General features: G+C 68.2%; 14 protein-coding genes and 1 pseudogene. 10 read left to right on the top strand and 5 right to left on the bottom strand.

All coding sequences use genetic code 11. From position 1 onward, the window contains the following. Positions 1–5: 5 nt before the first annotated feature. Positions 6–1,154: a branched-chain amino acid ABC transporter substrate-binding protein gene (locus G4G31_RS16685; RefSeq protein ID WP_182988599.1), complete on the top strand. Its 1,149-nt coding sequence runs from the start codon at positions 6–8 to the stop codon at positions 1,152–1,154. Positions 1,155–1,370: 216 nt separating this feature from the next. Further along, the gene (locus G4G31_RS16680; protein ID WP_210283913.1) at positions 1,371–3,437 is read left to right on the top strand and encodes a bifunctional diguanylate cyclase/phosphodiesterase; all 2,067 of its coding nucleotides are present in this window, start codon (positions 1,371–1,373) and stop codon (positions 3,435–3,437) included. Positions 3,438–3,457: 20 nt separating this feature from the next. On the opposite strand, the gene G4G31_RS16675 is transcribed toward G4G31_RS16680, so the two are convergent. The 3 genes from G4G31_RS16675 to G4G31_RS16665 all read right to left on the bottom strand — a co-directional run bounded on the left by G4G31_RS16675 (position 3,458) and on the right by G4G31_RS16665 (position 5,294). Continuing rightward, the gene (locus G4G31_RS16675; protein WP_202033628.1) at positions 3,458–4,012 is read right to left on the bottom strand and encodes an ankyrin repeat domain-containing protein; all 555 of its coding nucleotides are present in this window, start codon (positions 4,010–4,012) and stop codon (positions 3,458–3,460) included. 64 nt (positions 4,013–4,076) lie between these two features. Continuing rightward, positions 4,077–4,781, bottom strand: a complete 705-nt coding sequence (locus G4G31_RS16670) for a M23 family metallopeptidase (RefSeq protein WP_182988597.1) — start codon at positions 4,779–4,781, stop codon at positions 4,077–4,079. A 144-nt stretch (positions 4,782–4,925) separates the two neighbouring features. Then, entirely contained in the window at positions 4,926–5,294 is a 369-nt protein-coding gene (locus tag G4G31_RS16665) for a hypothetical protein (protein ID WP_182988596.1), read from the bottom strand. 218 nt (positions 5,295–5,512) lie between these two features. On the opposite strand from G4G31_RS16665, the gene G4G31_RS16660 reads away from it, so the two are divergent. From G4G31_RS16660 to G4G31_RS16635, 6 genes and pseudogenes are all read left to right on the top strand, one after another. Continuing rightward, positions 5,513–5,869: a YciI family protein gene (locus G4G31_RS16660; protein ID WP_182988595.1), complete on the top strand. Its 357-nt coding sequence runs from the start codon at positions 5,513–5,515 to the stop codon at positions 5,867–5,869. 136 nt (positions 5,870–6,005) lie between these two features. Then, on the top strand, positions 6,006–6,428 hold the full coding sequence (locus G4G31_RS16655) for a YciI family protein (protein ID WP_182988594.1): 423 nt from the start codon (positions 6,006–6,008) through the stop codon (positions 6,426–6,428). A 4-nt stretch (positions 6,429–6,432) separates the two neighbouring features. Beyond that, a complete protein-coding gene (locus G4G31_RS16650) occupies positions 6,433–6,855 on the top strand; it encodes a VOC family protein (protein WP_182988593.1) in 423 nt (140 codons plus the stop codon). Then, positions 6,855–8,155, top strand: a pseudogene (locus tag G4G31_RS16645) (RNA polymerase sigma factor). Before G4G31_RS16650 ends, G4G31_RS16645 begins: the two are co-directional and overlap by 1 nt. A gap of 251 nt (positions 8,156–8,406) precedes the next feature. Continuing rightward, the gene (locus tag G4G31_RS16640; RefSeq protein ID WP_182988592.1) at positions 8,407–8,796 is read left to right on the top strand and encodes a hypothetical protein; all 390 of its coding nucleotides are present in this window, start codon (positions 8,407–8,409) and stop codon (positions 8,794–8,796) included. 410 nt (positions 8,797–9,206) lie between these two features. Further along, positions 9,207–9,641 carry a hypothetical protein gene (locus G4G31_RS16635; protein ID WP_182988591.1) on the top strand — a complete coding sequence of 145 codons (435 nt, stop codon included), beginning with the start codon at positions 9,207–9,209 and terminating at the stop codon, positions 9,639–9,641. A 77-nt stretch (positions 9,642–9,718) separates the two neighbouring features. Here the strand turns inward: G4G31_RS16635 and G4G31_RS16630 are convergent, their stop codons facing one another. Beyond that, positions 9,719–10,207, bottom strand: a complete 489-nt coding sequence (locus tag G4G31_RS16630) for an RNA polymerase sigma factor (protein ID WP_182988590.1) — start codon at positions 10,205–10,207, stop codon at positions 9,719–9,721. A 104-nt stretch (positions 10,208–10,311) separates the two neighbouring features. Here G4G31_RS16630 and G4G31_RS16625 point away from each other — a divergent pair, with 104 nt between their 5' ends. Then, on the top strand, positions 10,312–11,640 hold the full coding sequence (locus G4G31_RS16625; protein ID WP_182988589.1) for a S8 family serine peptidase: 1,329 nt from the start codon (positions 10,312–10,314) through the stop codon (positions 11,638–11,640). 106 nt (positions 11,641–11,746) lie between these two features. Then, positions 11,747–12,895, top strand: coding sequence for a hypothetical protein (locus G4G31_RS27635; RefSeq protein WP_182988588.1), 1,149 nt, complete (start codon positions 11,747–11,749; stop codon positions 12,893–12,895). Positions 12,896–13,016: 121 nt separating this feature from the next. Here the strand turns inward: G4G31_RS27635 and zwf are convergent, their stop codons facing one another. Beyond that, positions 13,017–14,465, bottom strand: coding sequence for a glucose-6-phosphate dehydrogenase (gene zwf, locus G4G31_RS16615; RefSeq protein ID WP_182991814.1), 1,449 nt, complete (start codon positions 14,463–14,465; stop codon positions 13,017–13,019). Between the last annotated feature and the right edge of the window lie 159 nt (positions 14,466–14,624).

Below are 14,624 nucleotides of genomic sequence, written 5' to 3'. Positions count from 1 at the left end.
AATCAATGAAGAAGCATCTGTTCGCCACCGTCGGCGCCGCCGTCGTGGCTGCCGCCATCCTGGCGCCTGGCGGGGCTGCCGCCCAGGAAGTCGTCCGTATCGGCCATTCGGCCGCCGTCACCGGCCCGGTCGCCTATTTCGGCAAGGATACCGAGAACGGCGCGCGCATGGCGATCGAGGCGCTCAACGCCCGTGGCGTCCAGATCAAGGGCAAGAAGGTCCGTTTCGAACTGGTGGCCGAGGACGACGGCGGCGATCCGAAACAGGCGACCAATGTCGCCCAGAAACTGGTCGACGCCCGCGTCAATGGCGTGGTGGGCCATGAAACCTCGGGCACCACGATCCCGGCCTCGAAAATCTATCACCAGGCCGGTATCCCGCAGATTTCGCCCTCGAGCACGAGCCCGAAATACACGCAGCAGGGTTTCAATACCGCCTTCCGCGTCGTCGCCAACGACGTCCAGCTGGGCCGGGCACTCGGCCACTATGCCGTCAGGGAAATGGGCGCGAAACGCATTGCCGTGATCGACGACCGCACGGCCTACGGCCAGGGCCTGGCGGTGGAGTTCGCGAAAGCCCTGCAGCAACAGGGCGGAACCGTGGTCGCGCGCGAGTTCACCCACGACAAGGCCGCCGATTTCAGCGCCATCCTCACCAAGATCCGCGCCGCCAGGCCCGACCTGGTGTTCTTCGGCGGCATGAGTGCGGTGGCCGGCCCGATGCTGCGCCAGATGAAACAGCTCGGCTTCACGGCCAGGATGATGGGCGGCGACGGCATCTGCTCGGACGAGATCCACAAGCTCTCGGGTGGCGCGATGACCGACGGCCAGGTGTTCTGCGCCGAGGCGGGCGGCGTCGATGCGGCCGGCAAGGCGGCGATGGACAATTTCCGCGCCGCCTACCGCAAGCGCTTCGGCATCGACGTGCAGATCAACGCGCCCTACGCCTATGATGCGGTGATGACGATGGCCGACGCCATGGTCAAAGCCGGCTCGACCGCACCGGCGGCCTACCTGCCGACCCTGGCAAGGACCCGCTACGCGGGCGTGACCGGCCCGATCGCCTTCGACGAGCGGGGGGACATCCGCGACGGCACCATCACCCTGTACACCTTCAAGGGCGGGCGCCGCAGCATGCTGGCGGTGACGAAGTAATCCGCCACGACCGCATTCCTCGAGGGCCGGCATCATGCCGGCCCTTCTTGTTTGCACGGTCGTGAGCCCTCGCGGACGAGGGTGCACCCTACCGTTCGCCCGCCGCCCGCGGAGCCGGGAGAGACGCAACAGTCTCTTTTTTGCTGTTGTGGCTGCTTTGCGCAGCGGTGCTTACTGATTTGCCGCAACAAGCCCCAAGGGCGCTACACTGCACCCATGCGTCATGCGAAGCGCATGATGCGCGATGGATGCCATGGCCTGGAAATGCGCCGACGAGGCGTCGCGAGGGGGGGCAGCATGGACGAAGCACGCGGTGAGCCCGGAGTTGACCGTACCCAGCTGGAGAGCTTGTGGACGCTCGTCGATAATCTCGACGCCTGCTTCTACGTGAAGGACACGAGCGGGCGCTACCTGTTCGCCAACAAGGCACTGGCCGCCGTGTTCGGCGCCGACCCCGCGCAAATCATCGGCCACCCCGACACCGGCTTCGTCGACATGGCGGCCTCCGACATCGGCAGCACCGACCACGCGACCATGACCGACGCTGCCAAGGTCGATGCCGACGAAGTCGTCCAGCTGCGCAGCGGCGAGCGGCGCACCTTCCGTACCGTCAAGCTGCCGCTGTTCGACAAGGAACGCCGCGTGATCGGCCTTTGCGGCATCTCCACCGATATCACGGAACAGCGCCGCGCCGTCAGGGAATTGATCGAGCGAAACGACCTACTCAACGCCATCCTGTCGAATGTCGACGCCGCGATCTACCTGAAGGACGTGGAGGGCCGCTACCTCTACGCCAATGCGCCGGTCCTGGCCCTGTACGACCGGCCGCTGCAGGACCTGGTCGGACGCACGGACGCCGAGCTGATGCCGCCCGAGCTGGCCCAGCGCATTGCCGAGATCGACCGCGAGGTACTGGCCGGCGGCGAGCGCGTGGTGCGGGAGGAAGTCATCGTCGGTGCCGATGGCGCCCGCCACGTTTTCCGTTCGCGCAAGATCCCGCTGCAGTTGCCCGGCCAGCCGATGTGCCTGATCGGCTTCTCGACGGAAATCACCGAGCTGCGCGGCCTGCATACCCGGATCGAGCAGGAACGCATCACCGATTCGCTCACCGGGCTGGCCAACCGCACGATGTTCGAGGCGGCGCTCGAGGAGCAATTGTTGATGTCCAAGCTGGGCGCCCAGCGCCTGCAGCAGTGCAACGTGCCGCTGGCCAGCCTGGCGCGCCTGTCCGGCGACGAGTTCGCCTTTATCCTGCCGCATGCCGAGTCGATCGAGGACGTGGCGCACCAGGTCGAGCAGATCCGCGCCTTCCTGGCCCAACCCTATGCCGTGCTGCGCCAGCCGCTGCACCTGACCTTCAGCGCGGGGATCAGCCTGTCGCGCGGCGGCCGCCACAGCGCCGTCGCGCTGCTGGGACGCGCCGAGGCCGCCATGTACGCGGCCAAGGACAGCGGGCGCGACCAGTACCGCTTCTATTCGCCCCAGCTGGGCTCCACCGTGGCCCAACGTGTCGAGCTCGAGCGCGACCTGCGCGCCGCCGTCGGCTCGAGCGAGTTCGCCCGGGTCTACCAGCCGAAAGTGCGGCGCGACGGCAGCGTCGCCGGCGTCGAGGCGCTGATCCGCTGGAATCGTCCAGGGGTCGGTCTGGTTGCGCCCGATAAATTCATCCCGCTGGCCGAACAGCTGGGCTTGCTGCTGCACCTGGGACGCTGGGTGATCGAGGAAGCCTGCCGCCAGGCGGCGAGCTGGCGAGAGGCCGGGATCGGTACCGTGCCGGTAGCCGTCAATTTATCCACCAGCCAGCTCACCAGCGCCGCCTTGCCGGACTACGTGTTCGACGTCATGCGCGAATACGGCATCGGGCCCGGCTGCCTGGAAATGGAGCTGACCGAATCGATGATGATGTCCGACCCGGATCTTGCGATCGCCATCCTGCACCGCCTGCGCGGCGGCGGGGTGGCATTGTCGATCGACGACTTCGGTACGGGGTTTTCGTCGATGTCCTACCTGCGCCAGCTGCCGGTGCACTACCTGAAGCTCGACCGCTCGTTCGTGAAGAACGTGGCCGACGATCCCAAGGATGCCGACCTGTGTGCCGGCATCATGGCCCTGGCCCACAAGCTCGACATGCACGTGGTGGCCGAAGGCGTGGAGACACGCGAACAGCACCAGGCGCTGGCCGCCTGCGACTGCGACCTGTTCCAGGGCTTCCTGTTCAGCCATCCGCTGCCGGTTGCCGGCGCCACCGAGTTCCTGCGGGCGGCGCGTGCGCGCCACGCCTGAGCGGGGCGAACGGCGACGCTTCAGCGGCCCTCGAGCAGTTCGGTCAACAAGGCAAGGCTGTCCTGCGCCCCCATCTTCGCGGCCGCCTCGCGGATCGATACGCCGGCGGCGTCCGCGAGGCGCGGATCGGCGCCGCGCGCCAGCAGGAGGCGCATGATGTCGACACGGTTGAACATGGCGGCCAGCATGAGCGCGGTCTTGCCGTTCGGACCGGCATTGTCGACACCGGCGCCGTGATCCAGCAGCAGGGTCGCTACCGCCACATCGCCCTTGAAGGCGGCAGCCGCCAGCGGCGTCTGGCCGGCATCGTTGAGCAGTTCGGGGTCGGCACCGTGTTCCAGCAGGACGCGGGCGGTATCGAGGTGACCGTGGTAACAGGCCAGCATCAGCAGGCTGTCGCCGCGCTCGTTGCGCAGCTTGGGCGGCAGGCCCCGGGCCAGCAGTGCGGCCAGCTCGTCGCTGTCGCCGGCGCGCGCATGGCCGAACACCCGGCGCACGAAGGCGAGGGTGTCGTCGTCGAGTTCGGCGGGGCTGGCGGCCTTGGGCGGGCTGGACTGCATGCTTCCTTTGCTCATCATGGTCTCGATGGAAGCGTCATTGAAGCACAGCGCGCGAAGAGGCGCCGTTCGCGCGGATGGCTCAATGCAATTGGTGCGCGGTGCGCCCCTGCGCCCCGGATGCGGCCAGCTTGTCCTTCGCCCCGGCTTCGGCCTTGGCTTGCGCCCTCGCTTCCGCCTTGGCTTCCGCCTTGGCTTCCGCCTTGGCTTCCGCCTTGGCTTCCGCCTTGGCTTCGGCCTTGGCTTCCGCCTTGGCGGGCGCATGGCGCAGCAGCGGATACGGGTTGATCGCGCCGCCTGTTTCATAGATGCCGTAGTGCAGGTGCGGCGGCGTGCCGGCCGCATTGCCGGTAGTGCCGACATAGCCGAGGATGGTGCCTGGCCGCACGCGCTGGCCGGTTTCGATGTCGGCGTAGCTGTCCAGGTGGGCGTAGTAGTGGCGCTGGCCGCCAGGTCCCAGCACCCACACGACCGTTCCGCCGAGCGAGTTGGTGCCTACACGCAGGACCAGCCCTTCGGTACTGGACGTAATGGCCGTGCCGCGACGCGCGAAAAAAATGTCGATGCCTTCGTGCCTGCGGCCGCCGCCGCGGGCGCCGCCCCAGGTGTCGCGCAGGTCGCGCGCCGCCACGCCGCGCACGGGAACCGGCAGCGCCGTGAGGGCGGGCATCGAAGCCAGGCGTACCGCGTACAGCGCGTTTTTCAGCCAGGGGCCGAGCAGGATCCAGGCGGCGGTGGCGATCAGCACCAGCACGAGGGCGCGCAAGAAAGGTCGAAAAGCGCTCATTGAGGAGGGCGGTCGAGGGTGGTTCGTGGGTGGACTGCCGCCACGGGCGGCAGGGATATCAGGACGCGCGGCGGCCGGCGGGTTGACGCCGGCCGGCCACGCTAACGCAGCCTTCTTGCAGCTGCGCTTCAGGCGAGAGTATAACTAGATTATCAACTGCGCATGCTCAGTTTTCCCTTGCCGAGCACGTCCTGGTCGAGGCTCTTGCCTCCCCTGCAGGTTGCCGCCCTGGCCCGACTGGGAATTCGGGTCACCCGGCGCGCCCTGGCGGCTCTCGCCGGCGCCAGAGCGATTGCCGGTGCCCAGCGCCGGCGTGGTGTCGCCGTCATTCGGTTCGGCCGATTGCCGGTTCAGGTTGCCGCTATCGGCCGCGGCAGGCTTGCCGACGCCGCCATCGCGCACGCCATCGTTGAGCTTGCCGGTGGTCCCGGTCACGCCGGCGACACTGGTACCTACGCCGCTGATTTCATCGTAGTTACGGCCTTTCATGCCTTTGCCCTTGTTTTCACCCATGCTTGCCTCCTGCTTGTATGAATTGGTTCCTTCATAGTAGCGCCAGCCTGCGCGGGGACAATAGGAGCAGGTGTGGCGGCCGTGTAGGAGGCGTCGGACGGTACGAGGTCTGGCACGATTGAGACGAGTCCATGCCTGGACCAGGACGAATGCTTTACTGAAGACCCGCTCCAGCGCATACTGCTTGCCTTTGTGACACTCTTCGCGGAGAAAGACCCATGTCCTACATGTTGCTGATTCACGAACCGGTGGGCCAGCGTGCCACGCGCACGGAAGACGAGGGGCGCGCCCTGTACCAGCGCATGCTCGACTTCGGCGCCGCGCTGCAGCGCGAGGGCGTGCTGGTGGCGGCGCAGTCGCTCGCGCCCTTGACGCGCGCTACCCGGGTAACAAAAGAAGCCGGCAAGGCGCGCATGCTCGATGGACCGTTTGCGGAAGCCAAGGAAATGATCGGCGGCTTCTACCATGTCGACGTGGTCACGCATGAGGAAGCGGTGGCACTGGCCGCGCGCTGCCCGGCTGCCGAGTGGGCCACCGTCGAGGTGCGCGCGCTGGCGCCGTGCTACGAGGCCTGACGCGGGCAGAGATATTTTTCATGTTTTTCGTGGCGCATGTCGATTTCCTGTGCTGCCCTTCGTCGTGTCATCGAAACCCGGCAAACCGCGGCTGCCGCTGACACCGGGCTGAACCGTACACCACAGGAGAATCGACATGCGCTTCATGATCATCGTCAAGGCCACCCCCGAATCCGAAGCCGGCGCCATGCCGGCGGAAAGCCTGCTTCATGCGATGGGCGAATACCACCAGGAGCTGGCGCGTGCCGGTGTCCTGCTCGACGCCAACGGCCTGCACCCGAGCAGCCGCGGCTGGCGTATCCGCTACCAGGGCAAGGAACGCAGGGTCATCGACGGCCCGTTCACGGAATCGAAGGAAATGATCGCCGGCTACACCATGATCGGCGTGCGCAGCCGCGAGGAAGCGCTCGAATGGGCACGGCGCTTCCCGAACCCGCGCGGCCAGGGCCTCGACGCAGAAATCGAGGTGCGCCAGGTATTCGAACTCGACGATTTCGCCCAGACCGAAGCGCTCGAGCGTTTCCGCGAACTTGAAGACACCACCACCACGAAAGGATAAGACCATGCACAAGCAAATATTCGTCAACCTCCCCGTGCGCGACCTGGCGCGCAGCCGCGCCTTTTTCGCCAGCCTGGGTTTCGAATTCAACCCCCAGTTCAGCAACGACGACGCGGCCTGCATGATCATCGGCGAGAACATCTACGCGATGCTGCTGGTCGAGCGCTTCTTCCAGACCTTTACGGACAAGCCGGTGGCGAACGCGCGCGAGACGACCGAGGTGCTCACCTGCCTGTCGTGCGAGAGCCGGGAGGAAGTCGATGCCCTCGTGGCCAAGGCGCTCGCCGCCGGCGGCCGGGCGCCGAACCCGAAACAGGATCACGGCTTCATGTACGGCCACGGCTTCGAGGACCTCGATGGCCATGTCTGGGAGCTGTCCCGGATGGACATGAGCCAGGTGCCGGCCGACATCGCGTCACAAGGCTGATGGCCGCGCAGGTCGATACGGCCATCGCCGCCGTCTGGCGGATCGAGTCGGCGAAAATCGTCGCCGGCGTCGCGAGCCTTGTGCGCGACATCGGCCTGGCCGAGGAACTGGCCGGCGACGCCCGGTTGCCGCGCTGGAGACCTGGCCGGGGCAGGGCGTGCCGGACAATCCGGGAGCGTGGCTGATGCGTACCGCGAAGAACGCCGCGCTCGACCGCCTGCGCCGCGATAAATCTCTCCGGGAAAAAGCTGCAGCAGATCGGCCTCGACCTGGAAGCACAGGAGGCCCTGATCGTGCCCGATTTCGTCGACGGCCTCGATGCCGCCCGCAACGACATCATCGGCGACGACTTGCTGCGCCTGATGTTCACTGCCTGCCACCCGGTGCTGTCCCCGGACGCGCGGGTGGCGCTCACGCTCAGGCTGCTCGGCGGCCTCTCCACGGCCGAGATCGCGCGCGCCTTCCCCGGTGCCGGAAGCGACGGTCGCCCAGCGCCTGGTGCGGGCCAAGCGCACGCTCGGCCAGGCGCGCGTGCCCTTCGAGTTGCCGCCGCCCGGCGAACTGCACGAGCGGCTCGAGGCGGTGCTCGAAGTGGTGTATCTCGTCTTCAATGAAGGCTATACCGCCACCAGCGGCGCCGAATGGATGCGCCCGGCGCTGGTCGAGGAAGCGCTGCGCCCGGGACGCATGCTGGCGGAACTGGCGCCCTACGAATCCGAAGCCCGGGGACTGGTGGCGCTGATGGAATTGCAGGCCTCGCGCATGCACGCGCGCGTCGACGGCGCCGGGCGGCCGGTGCTGCTGCTCGACCAGGACCGCTCGCGCTGGGACGGCATCCTGATCCGGCGCGGGCTGGCGGCGCTGGCGCGCGCGCAACAGCCGGTAACACGGCGCGGACCGTACACGCTGCAAGCGGCGATCGCCGCCTGCCACGCGCGCGCGCACGCAGCGCTGCCCAGACCGACTGGAACGAGATTGCCCGGCTGTACGGCGAACTGGCCGAGGCCGCGCCGTCGCCGGTGGTGGAACTGAACCGGGCGGTGGCCGTCGGGATGGCCAGGGGCCGGCGGCCGGGCTGGCGCTGGTCGATGCGCTGGCGCGGGACGGGGCACTGCGCGATTATCAATGGCTGCCGAGCGTGCGCGGGGATTTCCCGGAAAAGCTGGGACGGCGGCGGGAAGCGGCCGCCGAGTTTTCCCGTGCCGCGGGGTTGGCGGCGAATGCGCGCGAGCGGGCCCTGCTGGAAGAACGCGCACGCGTGATCGGCGCAAGTGCCGATGGCCGGGAGCCGGATCGCTGAAGCCCGGCTGCCGTGCCTACCAGGCTGGGGTCAGGTCTGACATTTGGACACGGGCCCAGCTGTGGGCTTTTGTGAGCGATGCAAGAGCAGAGTTCGTGTCCATTTGTCAGACCTGACCCCAGCATTTTCACGTGACATTCAGACACGGGCCCAGCTGTGGGCTTTTGTGGGCGATGCAAGAGCAGAGTTCGTGTCCATTTGTCAGACCTGACCCCAGCATTTTCACGAACAAACTGATCGGAAGCCAAAGGATGGCGCGCTTCGCGAAAGGTATTGGGATACTCCTGCTGGCAGCAATCTGTTTCGCTGTGGGCGCGATCACGGCGGTGGTCAAGCATTGGGATCAGCCGCTCGTGCACGTGGCCATCGAGAATGACAGCGGCAACGATCTGAGCGGACTGATACTGAAGCACGCGTCGAGCAGCAACAGTAGCACGGTTACCCTGCCGGCCCTGAAAGCGGGGCAGTCCACCAGGCTCTACTTTGTTGTCGCAGGCGAAGTCGGGTACGAGATCGAAGCGCGTTTCCCTGATGGGCAGATCGCAACAAGTGAAGACGGGTACGTGGAGCGAGGAACCTCGGTCCACGAGGTGATCGGCAAGAGTGATGATGGAAGGCCGGCGATCCGCCTGATCGACTAGGCGCGGGCGCACAGCCAGTCCGGGCAAGCCGCTCGATTGCAGCGCGCCGGACGTTGCATGCCAGGGAGCAGGTTCGAACGACAAGCGGGCGACCCAGGTGCTGCCGGATGGCTGCCATGTCACGCAAGACGGAAGCGTTGGCCGTTCCCGTCCTGCATGCCTCGTGCATTAACGCTGCCAGCCGCGCCCGCGCGCGGCGCGTTCGGCCTGCGCGTCCAGCGCCTCGCCCGCGATGCGTTCGTCGATCGCTTCCAGCACGGCGGCCGGGGTCTGGCTGGCGGCCTGGCGGTACTCCCCCGCTGCCGGTGCCGCCGGTTTCCTTCAGCACCGGGATGCGCCAGGCGTCGCCCTCGCGGCAGGCCAGGTCCGCGCTGCCGGGCAGCTGGAAGCTGCGGCAATAGCTGCCGTCCTTGCTGGCGAAGCTGGTGCCGATGCGCACCTGCGCGCTGCCCTGTTCGCTCGCCAGTTGCTGCGTCAAGGCCGTCGCCAGCGGGCCCCGGGCGACGAGGCGGCCACCGGCATCGGCAACAAACTGGCCGTCGGAGCGGCCGCCCAGCATGATGCTGCCGGCGAGGACGCCGATCACCAGTGCGGCGGCCATGCCGCCCCATTGCGCCCAGCTCGAGCGTGGCGCGGACACGGTTGCCTGCCTGGCCGCAGGCTGGGCCGCCTGGCTGGCCCGCGCGGCGCGGGCTTCCCTCGAGCGAATGCACGGGGGCCGGCCGCGGCGGCACCAGGCGCTCGGGCACCGGCTCATCGAGCACCCCGGCAAAGGCGGCGAACACGTCGGCGCGCAGGGCGCGGTGGCGTTCGACGGCGGCGGCGACGGCCGGGTCTTCGCGTAGGGCGCGTTCGACGGCGCTGCGCTCGGGTTCGGCCAGTTCGCCATCGGCATAGGCCATCAGGATTTCGTCGGAAAAATTCATTTCACGGTCCTCGTTTGATCGGACAACAGTTTTTGCAAGGCCTCGCGCGCCCGTGCCAGCCGGCTCGTGAGCGTGCCCATCGGGATGTCCAGCACCTCGGCCGCCTCCTTGTAGGGCAGGCCGTCGACCAGCACCAGCGCGATGACGACGCGGTGCTCCTCGGGCAGCAGGCTCATCGCCTTCTGGATCGCCAGGCGCTGCTGGTGGGCCTCGGCGAAATCGTCGCCGACATGCTCGCCTTCTTCCTCGGGTGCGAACACCTGGTCGCGCCGCGTGCGGCTGCGCACCTCGTCGATCCAGGCATTCCTGACGATCCTGAACATCCAGCTGTCCAGGCGCGTGCCTTCGGCATACTGCTCGCTGCGGCCGAGGGCGCGTTCGACGGCGATCTGGACCAGGTCGTCGGCATCTTCCCGGTGGAAGGTGATCGAGCGCGCGAAACGGCGCAGCCGAGGCAGGAGGGCGGCTATTTCGGTGGCAAACATGGGTTTGGTGTGGCTCACATGAATTAAACGAGGAAGCGGGGGATTTTATTCCATCTCTCAAACGTTTTTCTTCAAGACATGCTGTCTACTTTATGATCGTTACCATGAAACCGAACCATTTCCTCCCTCCCGCGCTCTTCGCCGCCTGCCTGCTCGGCTGGCCGGCGGCCCATGCCCAGTTGCGCCTGCCGTCGCTGAACCTGCCGCAGCCGCTGGGCCAGGGCGGCCTGAACGGCCTGGCGCGTCCGGCCGAGCGCCTGCTCGACCGCGTCGTGCCGGGCGACCTGCGCGCGCTGCGCCCGGGTCAGCTAGAGACCCTGCTGCAGCGCCACCCCGACTTGCTGGAAGCCGACCCGCGCGGCGAGCCGGCCGTGCGCGGCGAAATCCTCGCCAATTCCCCCTCCGATGCCGCCCTGCGTGCCGCGGCGGGAATGGGTCTGGTCGTGGCGCGCCAGGAGCGCTTCGAGGAGCTCGGCGAGACGCTGGTGACGCTGCGGGTGCCGGCCGGCGTGTCGACGGCGTCGGCACTCGAGCGCCTGCGCGCACTCGACCCCGCCGGCTCCTATGACTTCAACCATATTTATACGGGCAGCGCGTCCGGCATGGCGCCCGCTGGCAGCGCCAGCGCCAGCGCCGGCGTCGATGCAGCGGCTTCGCGTCCGGGCGCCCAACGCGGCCTGGCGCTCGGCCTGGTCGACAGCGGCGTCGACGTGGCGCACGAAGTATTCGCCGGCAGCGCCATCGAGCGCCATGGCTGCGGCGGCGCCAGTCATCCGGCACCGCACGGCACCGCCGTGGCGGCGCTGATGGTGGGCGAATCTGGGCGCTTTCGCGGGGCCGCGCCGGGAGCGCGCCTGTACGCAGCCGATATCTATTGCGACAGCCCGACCGGCGGCTCGGCGGCGACCATCGCCGATGCGCTCGGGTGGATGGCCAAACAAAAGATAGGGGTCATCAACATCAGTCTGGTCGGGCCTGCCAACGCGACCCTCGAGCGTGTCGTCGCGGCCATGGTCGGGCGCGGGCACCTGCTGGTGGCGGCCGTTGGCAACGACGGCCCGGCCGCGCCGCCGCTGTACCCGGCAAGCTACCCGGGTGTCGTCGGCGTCACCGGCGTCGATGCGCGCGGGCGGCCCTTGCCCGAAGCAGGACGCGGCCCGCAAGTGATGTTTGCCGCCCCGGGCAGCCAGATGGTGAGCGCCGCCATCGGCTCTCCGCCGTACCGGCAGGTGCGCGGCACCTCGTTCGCCGCACCGCTGGTGGCGGCGCTGCTGGCGCCGTCGCTGCCCACGCCCGGCAGGCCGGAGGCGGCGCGCGCGGTCGAGGCGCTGGCGAAGGCGGCAACGCGCCCCGACAACGCTGCGGTCAGCAATATTGTCGGCCATGGCGTCGTCGGTGCCGGGCTGCGCATCGACCCGGCGCGCCTGCGCTGAAAAAATATGTGCAAATATTTTCGCGGTGACGGAATAAACCGCCGAGCCCGTTCGTTTTCCTGATATCGGCGCCGGATTGTCCGCGCCACTTTCAGGAGAAACCATCATGCAAACCAAGAACATCGTCCGTCACCTTGCCCTCGCCCTGTCCTTGAGCTTCGCCGCTTCCGCCCACGCCCAGTTGCTGGGTGGCGGTGACCTCGGCGGCGGCCTGGGCGGCTCGGTCGGCGGCATGCTCGGCGGCGCGGGCAATATGGGTGGCCGCATGGGCGGCGTCGAGACCGTCACCCGCGGCACCGGTTCGCTGCTGGAAGGGCGCGCAGCGCAGCGCCAGGCTGGCGCCGATGCACGCGGCAACGGCAGCGCGAATGGCGGTGCCAAGGCAGGCGGCCTGGTCGGTGGCAACGCCGCCGGCGACGCAGTCACTTCGGTGAACGGCGTGACGGTGGTGGGCGGCGGCATCAACCGCTCCGCCGGCGGACTTGCCGGCTCGGCGACGGGTAGCGGCAATGGCTCGGCCAACGCTTCCTCGTCCGGCGCGGCCGGCGCGCCAACGGGCCTGGCCGGTAGCCTGGACCGTGCGGGATCGCTTGTGAACGGCAGCGTCACGGGAGGCGGCGACGCCGCGGGCAACGCCGGCCTGACAGGCAAGCTCGGCCGTGCAGGTGCCGACCTGGCGGGCAATGCCGGAGGAGCAGGCAATGGTGCCGCAGCGGGTAACGGTGCCTCAGCCGAGGGCGCGAAGGGGGGCACGCCCAGCCTGGCCGGTGGTCTTGGCCGCGGCGGCTCTGTCCTCGGCGGCGCCACGGCAACGGGCAATGGCGCAGCCAGCGGCTCGGGCGCCGCCGCCGGCCAGGCCAGCGGCAGCCGCGACGTCGCCGTGACGGGCAGCCGCAACGGTGCGAGCGGTAGCGTGACGGGCGGCGGCAGCGGCAGCGGCAGCGCCTCGGTCGCGCTCGAGCCGGGCGTGTCGGCAGGCCAGGTGCGCAGTGCGGCAGGTTCGGCAGTGGGCAGCGCACGCGCCTCGGCGGCACCGGTCGTGGACGGCGTCCGTAGCCAGGCCGGCGCAACCCGCCACTACGCCGCGGCCACCGCTGCCAACGCCCGTGCCACCGGCAGTACCGCTGCCGGCTCGGCTGTCGGCGCAGCCAAGGGTGTGGCGAACCGTGCGGCGTCGACCAGGCTGCCGGTGGGCGTCGATGCGGGCGGTTCCGTGGCCGCAGGCGGCAATGCAAGCGGCTCCGGCTCGAACTAAGGTATCGTCAAACCGGCATTGAACTCGCGCCCGGCTTGTTGGCCGGGCGTGTTTTTCATGCTGTCGAGAGGCTGGCCAGCAGGACGGCAGCCAGGCATCGAATCTGGTGTTTCCCTGGTCTTCACTCCACCCAGCTGAACCCATCCCGCGCCAGCAGCGCGAACGACTCCGGCGGCCCCCACGACCCCGCCGCATAGGCATGCGGCTTCTCGGCCAGCGTTGCCCAGCCGTCGATGATCGGGTCGGCCCATTCCCAGGCCGCCTCCAGTTCGTCGCGGCGCATGAAGTGGGTCAGGCGGCCGCGCACGACGTCGATCAGCAGGCGTTCGTAGGCTTCGGCGCGGCGCTGCTGGAAGGCCGATTGCAGGTCGAGGTTGAGCGCCACCTGCTGCATCTGCATGCCGCTGCCCGGCTCCTTGGCCATGATCTGCAGCTTGATCGCTTCCTCAGGCTGGAGCTCGATCACGAGGCGGTTGGCCACGGTAACCGATGCCGAACCAGGCGCGCTGCCCGAGGCGCCAGGGAAGAGCGGGAAGGGCGGGTTGGCGAATTCGATGACGATCTTCGACGAGCGGCGCGCCATGCGCTTGCCGGTGCGCAGGTAGAAGGGCACTTTCGACCAGCGCCAGGTGTCGATGTGGGCGCGCAGGGCGACGAAAGTCTCGGTGTTCGAACCCGCCGGCACGTTGCGCTCTTCCAGGTAACCCGGCACTTCCTGGTTGCCGGAGACGCCGTGGCCGTACTGGCCGCGCACGGTGTCGCGCGCGATGTCGGCCAGGCGAAAGCGCCGCAGCGAGCGCAGCACCTTCAGCTTCTCGTCGCGCACCGCGTCCGGCGAGAGCGAAGTCGGCGGCTCCATGGCGACGATGCACAAGAGCTGCAGCAGGTGGTTCTGCACCATGTCGCGCATCGCGCCGGTGCTGTCATAAAAGCCCGCGCGGCTGCCCACGCCGACTTCCTCGGCCACCGTGATCTGCACGCTCGAGATATTCGGCGCGCGCCAGATCGGTTCCAGGATCGAATTCCCGAAGCGCAGCACCATCAGGTTCTGCACGGTCTCCTTGCCCAGGTAATGGTCGATGCGGTAGATCTGCGACTCGGCGAAATGGCGGCCGACGGCTTCGTTGATCTCGCGGGCCGAGGCCAGGTCGCGCCCGAGCGGCTTTTCCAGCACCACGCGCGCGTGGGCGTCGACCAGGCCGGCGCCGGCGAGCTTCTCGCAGATGAGCGTGAACAGCGAAGGCGCGGTGGCCAGGTAGAACACGCGCTGGGCACCGGGGCGCGACGCGGCGGCCAGGCTGGAAAAGTCGGGCGCGGCCTGCACGTCGAGCACGACATACTCGAGCAGCTGCAGGAAGCCGTCCCAGGTCTTGTCGTTGAAGTTTTCCTTCGCGATGAAGTCGCGCGAATTTTCTTCGACGTGGGCGAGGTAGGCCTCGCGCGCCAACGGCTGGCGGCCGGTCGACAGGATGCGGGTCGAGGGCGGCAGGTTGCCATGCAGGTAAGCCATGTACAAGGCCGGCAGCAGCTTGCGCATGGCCAGGTCGCCCATGCCGCCGAAGATGGTCATGTCGAGTGGGAGGTCGGTATCGGGCGCGGTCGTTTGGGTCACGGTCTGGGCTCACATAATCGTCCGCCTGGTGAGGGCGGACATGTTGGACATGTCAATTACTATAGCCTAGATCGCAAGCTTGGTGAAAAGGGCAGACTGGCTGGATTGCTTATGCCC

It is taken from the genome of Massilia sp. Se16.2.3 (assembly GCF_014171595.1).
Lineage (GTDB): Bacteria > Pseudomonadota > Gammaproteobacteria > Burkholderiales > Burkholderiaceae_D > Telluria.
This window is presented reverse-complemented; position numbering and strand designations above follow the sequence as displayed.

Bases quoted from the DNA above. Each gene is read 5' to 3' on its own strand.
- G4G31_RS16685 (WP_182988599.1), top strand. From the start codon at position 6: ATGAAGAAGCATCTGTTCGCCACCGTCGGCGCCGCCGTCGTGGCTGCC.
- G4G31_RS16680 (WP_210283913.1), top strand. From the start codon at position 1,371: ATGCGTCATGCGAAGCGCATGATGCGCGATGGATGCCATGGCCTGGAA.
- G4G31_RS16675 (WP_202033628.1), bottom strand. From the start codon at position 4,012: ATGAGCAAAGGAAGCATGCAGTCCAGCCCGCCCAAGGCCGCCAGCCCC.
- G4G31_RS16670 (WP_182988597.1), bottom strand. From the start codon at position 4,781: ATGAGCGCTTTTCGACCTTTCTTGCGCGCCCTCGTGCTGGTGCTGATC.
- G4G31_RS16665 (WP_182988596.1), bottom strand. From the start codon at position 5,294: ATGGGTGAAAACAAGGGCAAAGGCATGAAAGGCCGTAACTACGATGAA.
- G4G31_RS16660 (WP_182988595.1), top strand. From the start codon at position 5,513: ATGTCCTACATGTTGCTGATTCACGAACCGGTGGGCCAGCGTGCCACG.
- G4G31_RS16655 (WP_182988594.1), top strand. From the start codon at position 6,006: ATGCGCTTCATGATCATCGTCAAGGCCACCCCCGAATCCGAAGCCGGC.
- G4G31_RS16650 (WP_182988593.1), top strand. From the start codon at position 6,433: ATGCACAAGCAAATATTCGTCAACCTCCCCGTGCGCGACCTGGCGCGC.
- G4G31_RS16640 (WP_182988592.1), top strand. From the start codon at position 8,407: ATGGCGCGCTTCGCGAAAGGTATTGGGATACTCCTGCTGGCAGCAATC.
- G4G31_RS16630 (WP_182988590.1), bottom strand. From the start codon at position 10,207: ATGTTTGCCACCGAAATAGCCGCCCTCCTGCCTCGGCTGCGCCGTTTC.
- G4G31_RS16625 (WP_182988589.1), top strand. From the start codon at position 10,312: ATGAAACCGAACCATTTCCTCCCTCCCGCGCTCTTCGCCGCCTGCCTG.
- G4G31_RS27635 (WP_182988588.1), top strand. From the start codon at position 11,747: ATGCAAACCAAGAACATCGTCCGTCACCTTGCCCTCGCCCTGTCCTTG.
- zwf (WP_182991814.1), bottom strand. From the start codon at position 14,465: ATGACCATCTTCGGCGGCATGGGCGACCTGGCCATGCGCAAGCTGCTG.